Annotated in this window: 10 protein-coding genes; 8 read left to right on the top strand and 2 right to left on the bottom strand. The window is 46.5% G+C overall.

Annotated features, from left to right (window positions below; translation table 11 throughout):
• Positions 1–551: 551 nt before the first annotated feature.
• Positions 552–3,410, bottom strand: a complete 2,859-nt coding sequence (locus H8K32_RS18430) for an alpha-1,6-glucosidase domain-containing protein (protein ID WP_343068077.1) — start codon at positions 3,408–3,410, stop codon at positions 552–554.
• 250 nt (positions 3,411–3,660) lie between these two features.
• On the opposite strand from H8K32_RS18430, the gene H8K32_RS18425 reads away from it, so the two are divergent.
• Positions 3,661–4,683, top strand: a complete 1,023-nt coding sequence (locus H8K32_RS18425) for a glucokinase (protein WP_343068076.1) — start codon at positions 3,661–3,663, stop codon at positions 4,681–4,683.
• Between the two features lie 25 nt (positions 4,684–4,708).
• Entirely contained in the window at positions 4,709–6,355 is a 1,647-nt protein-coding gene (locus H8K32_RS18420; protein WP_186914027.1) for an alpha-glucosidase, read from the top strand.
• Positions 6,356–6,412: 57 nt separating this feature from the next.
• Here H8K32_RS18420 and H8K32_RS18415 read toward each other — a convergent pair whose 3' ends face one another.
• Positions 6,413–7,072, bottom strand: a complete 660-nt coding sequence (locus H8K32_RS18415; protein ID WP_186914026.1) for an energy-coupling factor ABC transporter permease — start codon at positions 7,070–7,072, stop codon at positions 6,413–6,415.
• A gap of 187 nt (positions 7,073–7,259) precedes the next feature.
• Here H8K32_RS18415 and H8K32_RS18410 point away from each other — a divergent pair, with 187 nt between their 5' ends.
• The 6 genes from H8K32_RS18410 to H8K32_RS18385 all read left to right on the top strand — a co-directional run bounded on the left by H8K32_RS18410 (position 7,260) and on the right by H8K32_RS18385 (position 13,914).
• A complete protein-coding gene (locus H8K32_RS18410) occupies positions 7,260–7,655 on the top strand; it encodes a rhodanese-like domain-containing protein (RefSeq protein WP_186914025.1) in 396 nt (131 codons plus the stop codon).
• A gap of 136 nt (positions 7,656–7,791) precedes the next feature.
• Positions 7,792–8,712 (top strand): glutaminase, encoded by a 921-nt coding sequence (locus H8K32_RS18405; RefSeq protein WP_186914024.1) that lies wholly within the window; start codon positions 7,792–7,794, stop codon positions 8,710–8,712.
• A 457-nt stretch (positions 8,713–9,169) separates the two neighbouring features.
• Positions 9,170–10,243 (top strand): FtsH protease activity modulator HflK, encoded by a 1,074-nt coding sequence (gene hflK, locus H8K32_RS18400; protein WP_222613187.1) that lies wholly within the window; start codon positions 9,170–9,172, stop codon positions 10,241–10,243.
• Positions 10,240–11,130, top strand: coding sequence for a protease modulator HflC (gene hflC / locus H8K32_RS18395; RefSeq protein ID WP_186914023.1), 891 nt, complete (start codon positions 10,240–10,242; stop codon positions 11,128–11,130). The genes hflK and hflC overlap by 4 nt, the downstream gene beginning before the upstream one ends.
• Before the next feature lie 72 nt (positions 11,131–11,202).
• Positions 11,203–12,435: an NRAMP family divalent metal transporter gene (locus H8K32_RS18390; RefSeq protein ID WP_222613186.1), complete on the top strand. Its 1,233-nt coding sequence runs from the start codon at positions 11,203–11,205 to the stop codon at positions 12,433–12,435.
• A gap of 36 nt (positions 12,436–12,471) precedes the next feature.
• Complete coding sequence (locus H8K32_RS18385; RefSeq protein WP_186914022.1) at positions 12,472–13,914, top strand: TerC family protein; 1,443 nt, start codon at positions 12,472–12,474, stop codon at positions 13,912–13,914.
• Positions 13,915–13,919: the final 5 nt, after the last annotated feature.

Genomic DNA, 13,919 nt, shown 5'->3' with positions numbered 1-13,919 from the left:
CTTCCACTATTTTTGTCTCCATGGGCTTTTGGATGATCTGAACGATCTTGTTCCCCAAGCCATTGAGCAGCGCATACAACAGCACTACGTGAAATGCTAATACCAGCCCCATGCCAAGGAACTTCTTGCCCGGCTCTTGCTGGCGATCTGAAAAATCCATTCCGACTGTCTCCTCAATCTAAGAATACGAAGGCGCTAATAATAACCGCTGTTGAGCGAAAATTTTCGCCTTAAGGCTGAAAAGTTTTCATATTTTTTGTAGCAAACACAGGTAATTTTCGAATAAGCGTTCTTTTACCTGATTAAATAAATGTTAAATTACTATCTTTCTTTATTAGGTGGCTTATAGGGACACTAGTTTTTCTGGTTTCCTTCCATGTGGCTATGATTAAATTGTCTCAAAGTGGTATTTATTTAACTTGTTTTTTATCTGAAGAGCTGGATAAAAATGCCATTTCACCTATTTTTTGCAGCGCTAACCGGACTATATTGAATAAACTGTATCTCGGTACAAGTTTTACGGGTATCACGATGAAATGATATTGTTTATCCTAATTTTTCTCGACAAATACCACCACGCTTCGGGCTGGAATTGTGAAGCCGTCTTGAGCTGAATATTTCGCTTCTTTTTTAATGCGTTGATCTCCTGCTTGCGGATCGAGATGCACAGGGTGTAATTGAAACTGGCGGCGTTGCAGTTCGCTTATTTCTATGTGTTGTTCTGTCTGGCTGACATTGATCAGATAAATGATAGATTTCCAATTCGCTGCCGGTAAATGGTCTCCGTCCAGCAAACCAATAATGAGCAATGGATTTTGGTTTGCTCCAACGTTATAGAAGTGCAATCGTTTTTTTATATCTGTATTTTGGGTGAGATGAAATAAACTTGAGCTGCTGCGTATTTTTAGCAGATCACGGAAGGCGTCGCGGGTAAACGCAATATCTTGTGGCCTTGGTTTAATGTTAGCATTGACTAACAACGGGCACATTAAGGGGTAGAGTGCCAGATTGTCTTGTTTTGGCGGCAAGCCGGTTCCAAAATAATTATCCTGGTAGGTCCAGTCCAGACGGTTAAACCAATCTCCGGAGTTGTAACTATTTCCATCCAGGGATTTTGAACGCAGGATGTCTGAACCAGCATGAAAGTACGCGATTCCCTGACTAAACGCCGTTAAGGCCAAGCCAAGAACTTGTACGCGCGCCCGGTCTTCGTGGCTGGTGGTTACAGGCAAGCGAAACGCATTGATATCAAATAAGGTCTGATTATCGTGGTTTTCTACGTAATTAACCACTTCATCAGGCTCACTGGCATAGCCCGCAGGTTGCCCGTTATAGTTGATGTCTTTGAGCTTCTGAGGCTGACCTTGTGCAGTTTTCATTTCAAAGTCACTGAGGGTACCAGCAAGCCCGACTCGGATCATGTCTGCCGCACGCAAGGTTTGCTCGACTTGTTGTGGTGTCGTCCCGTCCGCCAGGCCATTAATGTAGCCTTTATTGTTGACGATGCTGTTGATATCATCATCCCGGCCCGCGCCGCGTATGGCATCACGGGCGCGGTCGCTAAATGTACCTATGCCGCTTCCATTGAGCGATAGCTGGGCTGCCTGTGCAAAGCGCGTATTGTTGGCGACTTCGCCGAAATTCCAGCCCTCGCCAATCAAAAAAATCGGGCGTCCATTGTCGCTGGCTAAACTGGCTTTCAATTTTTCCATCACCGATCGTGGTTGATGTCCCATCAGGTCAAAGCGAAACGAATCAATTTTGTATTCGCGCGCCCATAAGCGAACTGAATCACTCATTAATTTTGCCATCATATTATTTTCAGTGGCAGTATTGCCGCAGGTCTGGCAAGTCGATTCTTCAACTTTTCCATTTGTAGTCAGTCGCTGGTAGTAGCCTGGCACGATACGATCCAAAACGGATTTTTCATGCTGTCCGGCATACGCAGTGTGGTTATAGACGACATCCATGCCTACGCGCAGGTTGGCTTGATGTAGGGCCATCACCATTTTTCTGAATTCCAGAATGCGTGTCGCCCCATCGGTGGCATTGGTGGCATAGCTGCCTTCCGGCGCATTGTAATGAAATGGGTCATAACCCCAGTTGAAGCAATCTGTTGTAGCGTGAGCATTAACGATCGCTTGTTGCTGTTCGCTATCGGGTGCGCCGCTGATCTTGGGATTGCTGCAATTCGTCTCAGGAATAGTGGCAATATCAAACACTGGTAACAGATGAATATCCGTAATACCCGCTTTGCTGAGCGCCGTTAAGTGTTTCATGCCGTTTGATTGGTACTCTGTGAACGCCAAATACTTGCCGCGATAATCGGGTCTGACAGTTAAATCGTTGGCGGAAAAATCACGTACATGCAATTCATACACTGACATGTCGGTAGCGTGCTGTACGCGACTTGGAATGCTCTGTTCATCCCAGCCCTTTGGTTTGAGTGCTTGGCTATTTAAGTTGGCGATAAAACTGCGTTTAGAATCCGTCGTCAGGCTCAATGAATACGGGTCGGTTACTGCATTGCGTACCCAGCCAGTACCGGGAATGAAGACGTCCAACAGATATTTATAGTACTGACCGGATAAGTCTTGATTGGCGAGTGCCTCCCAGATGCCTGTGTTCGATTCAAACGTCATCGTCTTGATGGTATTGGCCTTGCTGTCGCCGCTGTTGTAGGTGCAAACAGCAATCTGGCGCACAGTTGGAGCCCATAGCTTGAACTTACTATAAATAGATGGCTTTTTAATATGCCTCCTGCCTTCAGATGCATTCAGACTTACCTTGACGCCTAAATCCTCGACGGTATTCGCTGCGAGATATAAATCGTCTAACACTCCTGGGATTTGGATATAGGTAAAGTCGATAACATCGCCCTGCTCATTTTCCTGCACCAATACGACCTGTTGCTTTAATAAATGACTCAGTGTGGCAGTTGGGAGCGTGTATCGAAGTTCGATACCTTTTCCGGTAAATGCAAAGCGAGTCTGTACATCTGACTGAGTTGCTCTGATTCCCGTGCCAATTTGTAGATCGATGTGTTGTGTGGCGCCTTTTACCTTGGCACCGTTGCGTATGTTGAGTAGTCCTTTATCGGAAGCATACAAATGGAAGCTGCCGGCTGTGTGCTTACCTGGCCAGCGTATTGTGTCGCTGCTCAGCCAATAAGCTCGTGCTGCGCTGGCGTTAAGGGTTGCTTTACTTAAGACGGTTTGATATTGATCTTGATTGCAATCGCTAAGGCTTGGTGCTGAAAGCTTGGCGGCATCAGCGTTATGTGTCGCAAATAGCAGATTAAGCGCCGTAAAAAGCAGACCTGATAGCAAGTACTTGTTGGTAAGCGTCGTCGGTGGTTCGCGGAAATGTGAAGCGGGTACAACAACGCCAGTTGAATTGCTAAAAGTCACTACCGTCTCCTAAATTAAGTAGTTCAACTACATTAATTAATTGTCTTTTTTACTACTTAATGGCAGAAATTTTATTATTATTCTTCATATTTTTGTGAATTCTAACTCATAAATCTACAAAATGTTAGACTTTGGATTTAATCTATGTAGTAATATTACATAAAATATGGCTGCGCAATAATCCAACTTCATTCTTGCATTGCCATAACCATAGACATAACAGAGACATCACATTGATGGTGAAAATCCAGTGCACGATTTAACAAAACATCATTCCTATGCGCCGCGCTTGCTGGCAGATATTGGCGGCACCAATGCGCGCTTTGCGTTAGAGTTTGAGCCACATCACTTTGTCGCCGTGTCGGTACTGGCATGTGCAGCCTATGCTGATCCCCAATTGGCAATTATTGATTATTTGTCCAGTGCCGAAGTAAAAAGCGCCTGGTCTGGCAGTATTGACCATGCGGCGATCGCAATTGCTAATCCGGTAGACGGTGACGTGGTCAGCATGACTAATAATCACTGGATGTTTTCTATCAGTGCTTTAAAGCAATCCTTGCAATTGCAAACCCTGGTGGTCGTGAATGACTTTACCGCATTAGCAATGGCGCTGCCGCATTTGGAGCCTGATGAACGGGTGCAAGTGGGTGGCGGTGTAGCACAAAAAGACAGAGTCATCGGGCTGATAGGACCAGGAACAGGTTTAGGTGTATCCGGTATTATTCCAAATGGGAATCAATGGATACCTTTAAGTAGTGAAGGCGGGCACGTCAGTTTTTCTCCTGCGAATAAAGTAGAAACGGACCTTCTTGAAGTGATTTGGCAAGAGTTTCCCCATGTGTCGGCGGAGCGTTTGATTTCTGGCATGGGACTGGAATTGTTGTATCGCAGTTTGCAGAAGGTCCAAGGAATGGCGCCAGTTAATAACTTATCTGCCGCAGAAATCAGTCGTCAGGCCATTGATGGATCCTGCATTTTATGCGTGCAAGCGGTAGAACATTTTTGTGCTATGTTGGGAACGGTTGCAGGCAATTTGGCATTGACTCTGGGTGCCACAGGCGGCGTTTATATTGGCGGTGGTATCGTGCCTAAGCTCGGTTCGTTGTTTTTTGAGTCGGCATTCCGCCAGCGTTTTGAAGCAAAAGGACGCTTTTCAGATTATCTCGCGCAAATTCCTACGTATTTAATTACTGCCGAGTATCCTGCTTTTCTTGGCGTATCAGCGATGCTCACGGAAAAGTTATTAGCCGCTGGCACTGACAGCACAAATTGAAATTTGAAATTTTTTCCGGATAATAATGTCGACTACTTTGACTACTCAAACAGCGTTAAAACCTGCGTCACAATGGTGGCGCGAGGCAGTAATTTATCAGGTGTATCCACGTAGCTTTTCTGACAGTAATGGTGATGGTATAGGTGACTTACCAGGCATAACCGCTAAGCTTGATTACATTGCCTCATTGGGTGTCGATATCGTTTGGATTTCACCGTTTTTCAAATCGCCAATGAAAGATTTTGGCTACGACGTATCTGATTACTGCGATGTCGATCCACTATTTGGCACGCTGGCAGACTTCGATCAGCTACTCGAGCGCGCGCATGCGCTTGGCTTGAAAATTATGATAGATCAGGTGCTGTCGCATTGTTCCGAGCAACATCCATGGTTTGTAGAAAGCCGTCAGAGTCGTGATAATCCTAAAGCAGATTGGTATGTCTGGGCTGATCCACAAGCTGACGGCACACCTCCAAACAATTGGTTGTCAGTGTTTGGTGGTTCGGCTTGGCAATGGGATGCGCGTCGACGTCAGTACTACATGCATAATTTTTTAGTCAGTCAGCCCGATTTAAACTTCCATCATCCGGAAGTGCAGCAAGCACATCTGGATAGTATGCGTTTCTGGTTAGAGCGCGGTGTGGATGGTTTCCGTTTGGATGCGTGCAATTTTCATTTTCATGACAGGCAGTTGCGTAATAATCCAGCGGCAACCAATCGTGATACTAAGACCGTACAAGATACCAATCCCTACGGTATGCAATCGCATCTGTATGACAAAACGCAGCCAGAAAATTTACCGTTCTTAGAAAAAATCCGTGGATTGTTGAATGAATATGGCGCTATCGCCATTGGCGAAGTCGGGGCAGATGATTCCCTGGGTGTCATGGCCGAATACACGGCGGATGATAACAAGTTACACATGGCGTATAGCTTTAATTTGCTGGTAGCAGATATTTCTGCGCAATACATCCGAGCTCAGGTGGAAGACTTTGAAGCCCGTGTTAAAGGTGGTTGGGTATCGTGGTCAGTTGGTAATCATGATGTGGTACGCGTGATGTCGCGTTGGGGTGGAAAAAATCCTACACCAGCATTTGCCAAGATGATCTTAGCTCTGCAATTAGCGTTAAAAGGCACACCATGCTTGTATCAGGGCGATGAATTAGCACTGACAGAAGCAAGCATCGCGTACGAAGACATACAAGACCCTTATGGCATCACTTTCTGGCCAGAATTCAAAGGCCGTGATGGTTGCCGTACGCCGATGCCATGGAGCGCTTCTGAACCGTATGCGGGATTCAGTAGCGCGAAACCATGGTTGCCAGTGCCGCCAGAACATGCGGCGAATGCTGCCAATGTGCAGGATCAACAAGCTGATTCTGCTTTGAATTACGCACGCCACATCCTGCACTGGCGCAAGCAATATCCTCAGTTAAGTCTCGGTGATATCTTCTTTTATGATGCCCCAGAACCTATCCTTGCAGTAAGACGTGATCTGGTTGGGCACAAGAGTATCGTCGCTGCATTTAACCTGAGTGATCAGACCGTTGCATTTGATTTGCCTGAATTTGAAGGCGCAATGCAATTGGATGCAGTCGGTTTGCCTGGAAGCTTGAAAGGTACGCAATTGCACTTACCTCCGTTTGGTGCTTGGTTTGCTGAACTTGGCTGAAGAAGTGTTCGCATGATTTGAGCTTTAATAAAAAACGCGCATCTTTATCGCGCGTTTTTATTTTCCTCTCAAATAAATCTGATCGTCAAAAGTGAAGACCCATGCCGGTTTATACACCGCAAAAATAGTAATCAGAAAACCAACCAGAAATGCCTCACCCCACGCTAACAATAGCATGTAAGCATACGCATCGTTTGATGTGGGAGGGGAGGGCAATAAAAGACTATGCGCAGTGATTGCAAATAATCCTGTCGCTGCATTGACAAAAAATGCGCCAAAGAAGCCATTTCCAAACAAATAGACAAACATGTGTTGCGGTAAATACCGTTGAGTTTTTCTGAGTATTAAATCGCTGAGAAAGCACGGGAAAATTGCCAGCATTATGATATTGGTGCCGATGTTAAGCCATAGCCCGTCGTATTCACCGGTATAAGCGATCACCGCTAAGGCAGCCCCAAAAGACGCTAATGCGCGTCCAAACATCAATGCCAGAATAGCGACTCCGAGTAAGTGCAAATGCAAATCTGCGTTGACATGAACCCGCATACGCCAAACTAACGTCAACACAATCAGGCTAGCGCACCACGCCGAAAATACGCCGGGCTCTCGCCATAGTTTCCAGGGGATATGTTTAATTTCTCGGAATAGCACAACAACTGACAACAAAATCATCAGCAGATCAAAGGCAGCATCAATTGGTGTGTAAAAAATGCCCATGGGTTGTTAGTCAAAGCGACTTCTTAAGATTTGCACGATGATATACCCGATTTGGTTGTAGGTTTCTGTTCCATATCAGCGAAAGGTTTTATGTTGCAAATAATTCCTTGGCAGAATCTGCTGCTATGATAATAGCGCTAAAAGATTTTACGTATCATTGCTCTTATTGAACCTATGGAGTCAGTCTATGTCTTTTGTTACTGAAGTTGCTGCTGCTGATAGTGTGACCGCATTGGCGCATTTTTCTGCATTACTCGAATTTGAAACTGATTGCTGGGACGTTCATGATGCGCTGACCAGCGACAATCAAGATTTCGTGTTACTCGATGTGCGCAGTCCTGGTATGTATGCAAAAGGACATATTGCTGGAGCGATTAATCTGCCGCACGGCAAAATTGTTACTTCGAAACTCGTTGAATATCCAGAAGACACATTGTTCGTCACTTATTGCGCCGGTCCCCACTGCAATGGCGCAATCCGAGGCGCGATCAGACTGGCGAAGCTAGGCAGAGCAGTTAAAACGATGCCTGGTGGGATTACCGGTTGGCTTGATGAAGGTTTTACACTTGAAAGCTTGGTATAAACAGAATTTTTTACAGGCGCTAATTCAGAGATTTCGAAATAAAATTTGTAGTTAAATGGGATACTTTGCAAGTCGTCGGTATCAATCTTGATCGTTGATGTTGGCCGTCAAAATTTGCAAAGAAAGATCCAATGGAATGACCCCAGATTACCAAGCTATATTGCAAACCATTTATGCAGAAGTGCGGCCGCTCCTGTCTCAAGGTCGGGTTGCATCGTATATTCCGCAGTTATCGACCATTGATCCGCAGCAATTCGGCATGGCGATTTATTGCCTTGATGGCACGACTTACGCCATTGGCGATGCCGAAAAGAAGTTTTCATTGCAAAGTATTACCAAGCTGTTTGCACTGGCGCTGGCGTTTTCACGCGAGGGCGATAGCATCTGGGCGCGTGTCGGGCGAGAACCATCAGGTAATCCGTTTAATTCTTTGGTGCAAATTGAGTATGAAAAAGGGAAGCCCAGAAATCCCTTTATCAATGCTGGTGCCTTGGTAATCAGTGACATTTTGTCTTCCCGGTTTGTGCAATCAGATATCGCTGTGTTGCAATTTGCCCGGATGATCTCAGGGCAGGCAAACGTTGATTTTGACCCAGCTGTCGCAGAGTCAGAACGCGCAACAGCGCACCGTAACTATGCGATAGCGCATCTGATGAAGGATTTTGGAAACTTACATAATCCGGTCGATCTGGTTATCGATAGCTATTGCCGCCAATGTTCTATCACCATGACATGTACCGAACTGGCTCAAGCTGGCAGTTTTCTGGCACAACACGGCACGATTCCGTGGAACGATACTTCCATTCTTGATCCAAGTTCAGCTAAACGCCTCAATGCTTTGATGCTGACTTGTGGCACCTACGATGCCGCGGGAGATTTCGCCTACCGTGTTGGCTTGCCTGCAAAAAGTGGCGTGGGCGGTGGAATTCTTGCCTTGGTACCAGGAGAATTGGCGGTTGCCGTGTGGTCGCCAGGATTGGATGCGACTGGCAATTCTTTAGCCGGGACATATGCTTTAGAACGTTTTACGACCTTAACGGCACGCTCGATTTTTTGATCTTCTTTGCTGCTGTTTAGTCGTGATCACGTCGCTGATATATGTAGTAGTTGTCGGTGGCCGCAACCTGCGCCGCACCTAGTTTTGGCAGAAATTGGCGGGTTGCACCTGCCCACATAATTGCCAGCGAATAGAAATGCTTACTTGATCCTGATCAAGATCAAGTAAAGCAAGACCACAAATGGACTGTTGTCCGGTTGTCACTGAAACAGTAGGGTAGTAAGATGCTTGCTCTTAAGATAGTTTGACATCCATCACGCCAAGGTATCGAAAGGCATGCAGGATCTATCAGTCTGTTGTCTGGCAAGCTATCCGTGCAGGAAGCGAATTTCCCTACGACAAACAGAAAAAAATCGGCTTTTACATTGGCCAGCACCTGTTTTGCCCGATTTAATTGATTTTTTGTTTATGATAGTGGCTCGTCACCATTCTATGCTTCAAGGAAACGGAATCCATCATGTCTTCAGCTTCACCCGAAGAGCAGCAAGCTGCGTCACCTGAATTATCGAAGGTAGATACTTTGATGCAGACCGTGCAGATGAAAGCAGCACGGTTTTATATTGCCCTCAATGCCAAGGGCTTGGGATTGATCGCCGCTTTAATCGGCGTGGCATGGATATTTTCAGGTATCTACAAAGTTCAACCGGAAGAGCAAGGGGTGGTTCTGCGTTTTGGCAAATGGATAGATACCACCGAATCTGGCCTGCATTATCATTTGCCGTATCCGTTTGATACCGTACTTTTTCCGAAAGTGACACAGGTCAATGAATTAAAGTTGGGACGTACACGCGCCAGTTCTGCCGATAGTTCCAATTCGCATGACGATCAGATGTTGACTGGCGATGAAAATATCGTCGAAGCCGATTGCGTGGTTTTTTGGAAAGTCAAAGATGCTGGGCGCTATTTATTCCAGATCAAAAATCCCGAACAAGCGATAAAGATTGCTGCCGAAAGCGCTTTGCGTGAGGTGATTGGACGTACCCCGATTCAGGCAGCAATGTCTGACAAGCGTCAGCAAATTGCAGATGAAACCAAACAGCTATTGCAGGTTCTGCTTGATAACGAGCTCTCTGGTATTTACGTCACGCAGGTGCAATTGCAAAGAGTCGATCCACCCGTTGCGGTCATCGATGCATTCAACGATGTGCAACGTGCACGCGCCGATCAGGAGCGCGCGCGTAATGAAGCTGAAGCCTATCACAATGACATTTTGCCGCGCGCACGTGGTGAGGCTTCTCATATCATTCAGGATGCCGAAGCCTATAAAACACAGGCTGTCAATTTAGCCGAAGGTGAAGCTAAAAGCTTCTTGTCGGTTTATCAGAGTTACGCGCAAGCCAAAGACGTTACCGCCTGGCGCTTATATCTTCAAAGTGTTGATGCGGTATTGAAAAAATCTGGCAAGGTGATCATTGATTCTTCCGGTAAAGGTGTTTCTGGCGTTGTGCCTTACATGTCAGTGTCTGAAAAAAATGCGAACAGCACGACGAATGCAAACAATACTGCAACCAGTGGCGAGACTAAAAAATGAATAAAAATACGCTCAGACTAGGTGCCGCTTTCTCGGTATTGCTTGGCTTGTCATTGTTATCTTCGGCTTTTTATACCGTTGGTGAAGATCAGCAAGCTCTGGTCGTGCGCCTCGGCGCACCGCTGGGCGCCGTCAGTGAGCCGGGCTTGAAAACCAAGATTCCTATGCTCGATACGGTGATCTACTATGATCGTCGTTTGCAGACGCTGACACCGCGTTCTGAACAAGTTATTTTGGGCGACCAAAAACGGATCGAAGTCGAAACCTATACCCATTTCCGTATTGTGAATCCTCTGCGTTTTTATCAGTCAGTACGTACTTTTGATCAAGCCGGTACGCAATTATCTCAATTGGTGAGCTCGTCGCTACGCCGCGAATTAGGGCAGGTCGTGCTGCCCTCATTGCTCTCAAAAGAACGTCCTAAGATTGTTGAACGTATCCAAAAAGAAGTCATAGAAAAAGCTAAACCCCTGGGTATAGAAGTGACGGAAGTACGTTTTCATCGTGCTGACTTGCCTTTGGAAACGAGTCAGGCGATTTATGACCGGATGAAATCTGAACGTGAACGTGAAGCCAAAGAATTGCGTGCGCAAGGTTTTGAATGGGCACAACAAATTCAGGCATCCGCCGATCGTGAACGGGCGATTATTTTGTCCGAAGCGCAACGTCAAAGTAATATCACACGTGGTGAAGCCGATGCACAGGCGAATCAGATTTTTGCGGCCGCCTTCGGTAAAGATCCTAAGTTTTATAAACTCTATCGCTCGTTGCAAACCTATCGCACGTCATTGGCTGACTCTGCGCCAACATTGGTGTTGTCGCCAGATGCAGAATTTTTACGCGATTTCAAAACTGGCCCGGTAGAGGCGCCGAATGCGAAGCGTTAATCAATAGCTGGGCATTAATAGCTGGGCATTAACGTTTTTTATTTTTTCGGCTTTCTCTTTTTAACAGGTCAGATGTCAACTCAAGCTAATCTCAGCAAACGCTTTTTACGCATCGCCATGACGGTCGGCCCCGGCTTGGTGGTGATGTTCGCTGACGCCGATGCCGGTAGCTTGATCACCGCAGCACAAAGCGGAGCCGAGTGGGGTTATCGTTTGCTATTGATGCAAGTGATACTGATTCCTCTGCTATACATTGCGCAAGAATTATCGATCAGGTTGGCATTGGGAACGGGTAAAGGCTACGGCGAGCTAATTCGTCAACGCTTTGGACGTGGAATGGCGTTTCTGTCTTTGTCGACGCTGATCATTAGTTGTTTTGGTGCTTTGTTGACGCAGATGAGTGGGTTGGCTGGGGCAGGACAGTTGTTAAACATTCCGATCTGGCAAACCATTTCTATCGTGGTGGTGTTGATTTTTACGATGATGTGGACAGGCTCCTATCGCTCCGTTGAAAAAATTGCGATTCTGTTTGGTTTGTTTGGTCTGGCATTTCTTTTGGTGGCGTGGAAAGCCCATCCGGATATGACACAACTAGTACAGCAAATACAAGAAATGCCGATGCGAGATAACCGGTTTTTGTATTTAATGGCGGCCAATCTGGGCACCAGCATCATGCCCTGGACCTTGATTTATCAGCAATCTGCGCTGCTTGATAAGGGCTTGTCTTTATCTCATTTAAAAATTGCCAGAGCAGAAACAGCGATCGGGGCAACCTTGTGCCAGTTAGTACAGGCTGCAGTACTAGTGGCCGCTGCCGCTTCTTTTGGTCAACATGGTGTGACGCTGGAAACCGTGCCGCAAATTGCCGATGCTTTTACGGCGGTGCTGGGACATACGGTCGGGCATATTGTATTTGTGATTGGCATGACTGGCAGCGCCATGGTCGCTACCATTGTTGTGTGCCTGACGGCTGCATGGTCGGTCGGTGAAGTGATTGGTGTCCGTCACTCTTTGGAACAACATCCTCGGGAGGCACCATGGTTTTACGTGGCATTTGCTGTCATGTTAGTCGCTGGCGGCTTACTGGTTTGTTCTGGCATTAATTTGATTCATTTATCGATTGCGACGGGGGTCATTAATGCACTCTTGTTGCCGATCGTACTAGGATTTTTGTATTCTCTGGCCCGTACAGAGCTACCGCAAGCGTTACGCTTACAAGGGTTTTACGCAAAACTGGTGGCGGTACTTTTTGTCTTGACCGCAGGTTTTGGGCTCTATGCCGGGATAGCAGGAATTTTTACATGATACATGTTTCGATGATGGCAATCCAAAGGAGAAGTGATGGGATTTGATGGCATCATGCACGCGATAGCGATGACGCTACAGGTGTTCTTTCTCGATCTGGTATTGAGCGGTGATAATGCTGTGTTGATTGCACTCGCGTGTCGCCGCTTGCCGCAAAAGCAAATGCGTCAGGTGATTCTGCTAGGAACTGGGTTTGCGTTTTTCTTACGAGTGGTTCTGACCACGGTCGTCAGCTTCTTGTTACAGGTGCCTTCTTTACGCCTGATCGGTGGCGTCGCGCTGGTGTATATCGCGCTCAAGTTGCTGGTGGATGACGAGCAAAATCGCCTGGATGGTGAAACCTTCAATCATGAATCTGAACAGGATGCGACAAACCGTTTATGGTCTACGGTTGGCATTGTGGTGGTTGCTGATCTGGTGATGAGTATGGATAACGTGGTCGCGCTGGCTGCGGTGGCACAAGACAATGTCTCATTTTTAGTGTTCGGTTTGTTGTTGAGTATCCCCTTATTGATGTATGGCAGCCTTTTTGTTACTGGTTTATTGAACCGTTACCCGATTTTGGTTCCAGCTGTGGCTGCTTTATTAGGTTGGATCGCAGGGGATATTGCGGTTGCTGACCCATTGATTGCAGATTGGATCAATACCCAATCGCCAGGACTGACGATCGTCATGCCTTTGCTGTCCGCTATTTTTGTTTTGATGCAAAGCCGCATCGTAAAAGAGTTGAGGCAGGCGTGGGGCATCAATTTGGACAGCCATAAAAAAGCAGATATGTCGGCGCGAATTTTAGCGATGACGCAAACGCCAGTTGCAGACAACTACCCTGAGGCTGTGGGGCCAGTAGCTGAATCTGAAGCCAGTGAAGAAAAACAAACCAGGAACCATGAAACGTCAATAGAATTGCCCACTGTAGCCTTAAATGCGGTTGCAGCAGAACATAGTGTGATTAGCTTGAATGCTGAAAGAACACAAGATCAAGTGCTCCCTACTCCAGCAATTTTCGCAAAGACAGACGTTGAGGAAATCAACGAAGATGAGTCAGAAGAAGATGAATATGAAGACGGTGACGAATCTATCGAGGAACAATCGGAAGCTTCGGGTCTAATCCGCAAATTGCGTGAAAATGGCCTGCTCATCGGCGGCTTATGTCTAACAGGGTTAATGATTTTTGTGTTCACGCATTTTGGTAAGAGTTTTATTCCGGCACCAGCACCGATGACGCAATTTGAATGTCCAGGTTACACCGGAAAATTTTCTCTCTACTATAAACACGGCGGAGAAAAAATTCAGATCCGTACCGCGGGGCGGGTGATCAACGGCACCGTCAACTATGGCAAACTACAATGGGAAAACTACGCTGACATCAGCACGAATATAGGCTTTAGTTTGCCCGTAGAAATCGTCTCCGATTCTGGTCGTTCAGTGCAAATCAATGGCGGCAGCTTCCGGCAAATTAGCTGTTCACGAATTGATTAACTGTA

Source organism: Cognatundibacterium jejuense (genome assembly GCF_014284255.1).
GTDB lineage: Bacteria > Pseudomonadota > Gammaproteobacteria > Burkholderiales > Burkholderiaceae_D > Undibacterium > Undibacterium jejuense.
This window is presented reverse-complemented; position numbering and strand designations above follow the sequence as displayed.

What these genes read in the sequence shown, in the direction of transcription:
- H8K32_RS18420 (WP_186914027.1), top strand. Translation starts at nt 4,709, where the DNA reads ATGTCGACTACTTTGACTACTCAAACAGCGTTAAAACCTGCGTCACAA.
- H8K32_RS18415 (WP_186914026.1), bottom strand. Translation starts at nt 7,072, where the DNA reads ATGGGCATTTTTTACACACCAATTGATGCTGCCTTTGATCTGCTGATG.
- H8K32_RS18410 (WP_186914025.1), top strand. Translation starts at nt 7,260, where the DNA reads ATGTCTTTTGTTACTGAAGTTGCTGCTGCTGATAGTGTGACCGCATTG.
- H8K32_RS18405 (WP_186914024.1), top strand. Translation starts at nt 7,792, where the DNA reads ATGACCCCAGATTACCAAGCTATATTGCAAACCATTTATGCAGAAGTG.
- hflK (WP_222613187.1), top strand. Translation starts at nt 9,170, where the DNA reads ATGTCTTCAGCTTCACCCGAAGAGCAGCAAGCTGCGTCACCTGAATTA.
- hflC (WP_186914023.1), top strand. Translation starts at nt 10,240, where the DNA reads ATGAATAAAAATACGCTCAGACTAGGTGCCGCTTTCTCGGTATTGCTT.
- H8K32_RS18390 (WP_222613186.1), top strand. Translation starts at nt 11,203, where the DNA reads ATGTCAACTCAAGCTAATCTCAGCAAACGCTTTTTACGCATCGCCATG.
- H8K32_RS18385 (WP_186914022.1), top strand. Translation starts at nt 12,472, where the DNA reads ATGGGATTTGATGGCATCATGCACGCGATAGCGATGACGCTACAGGTG.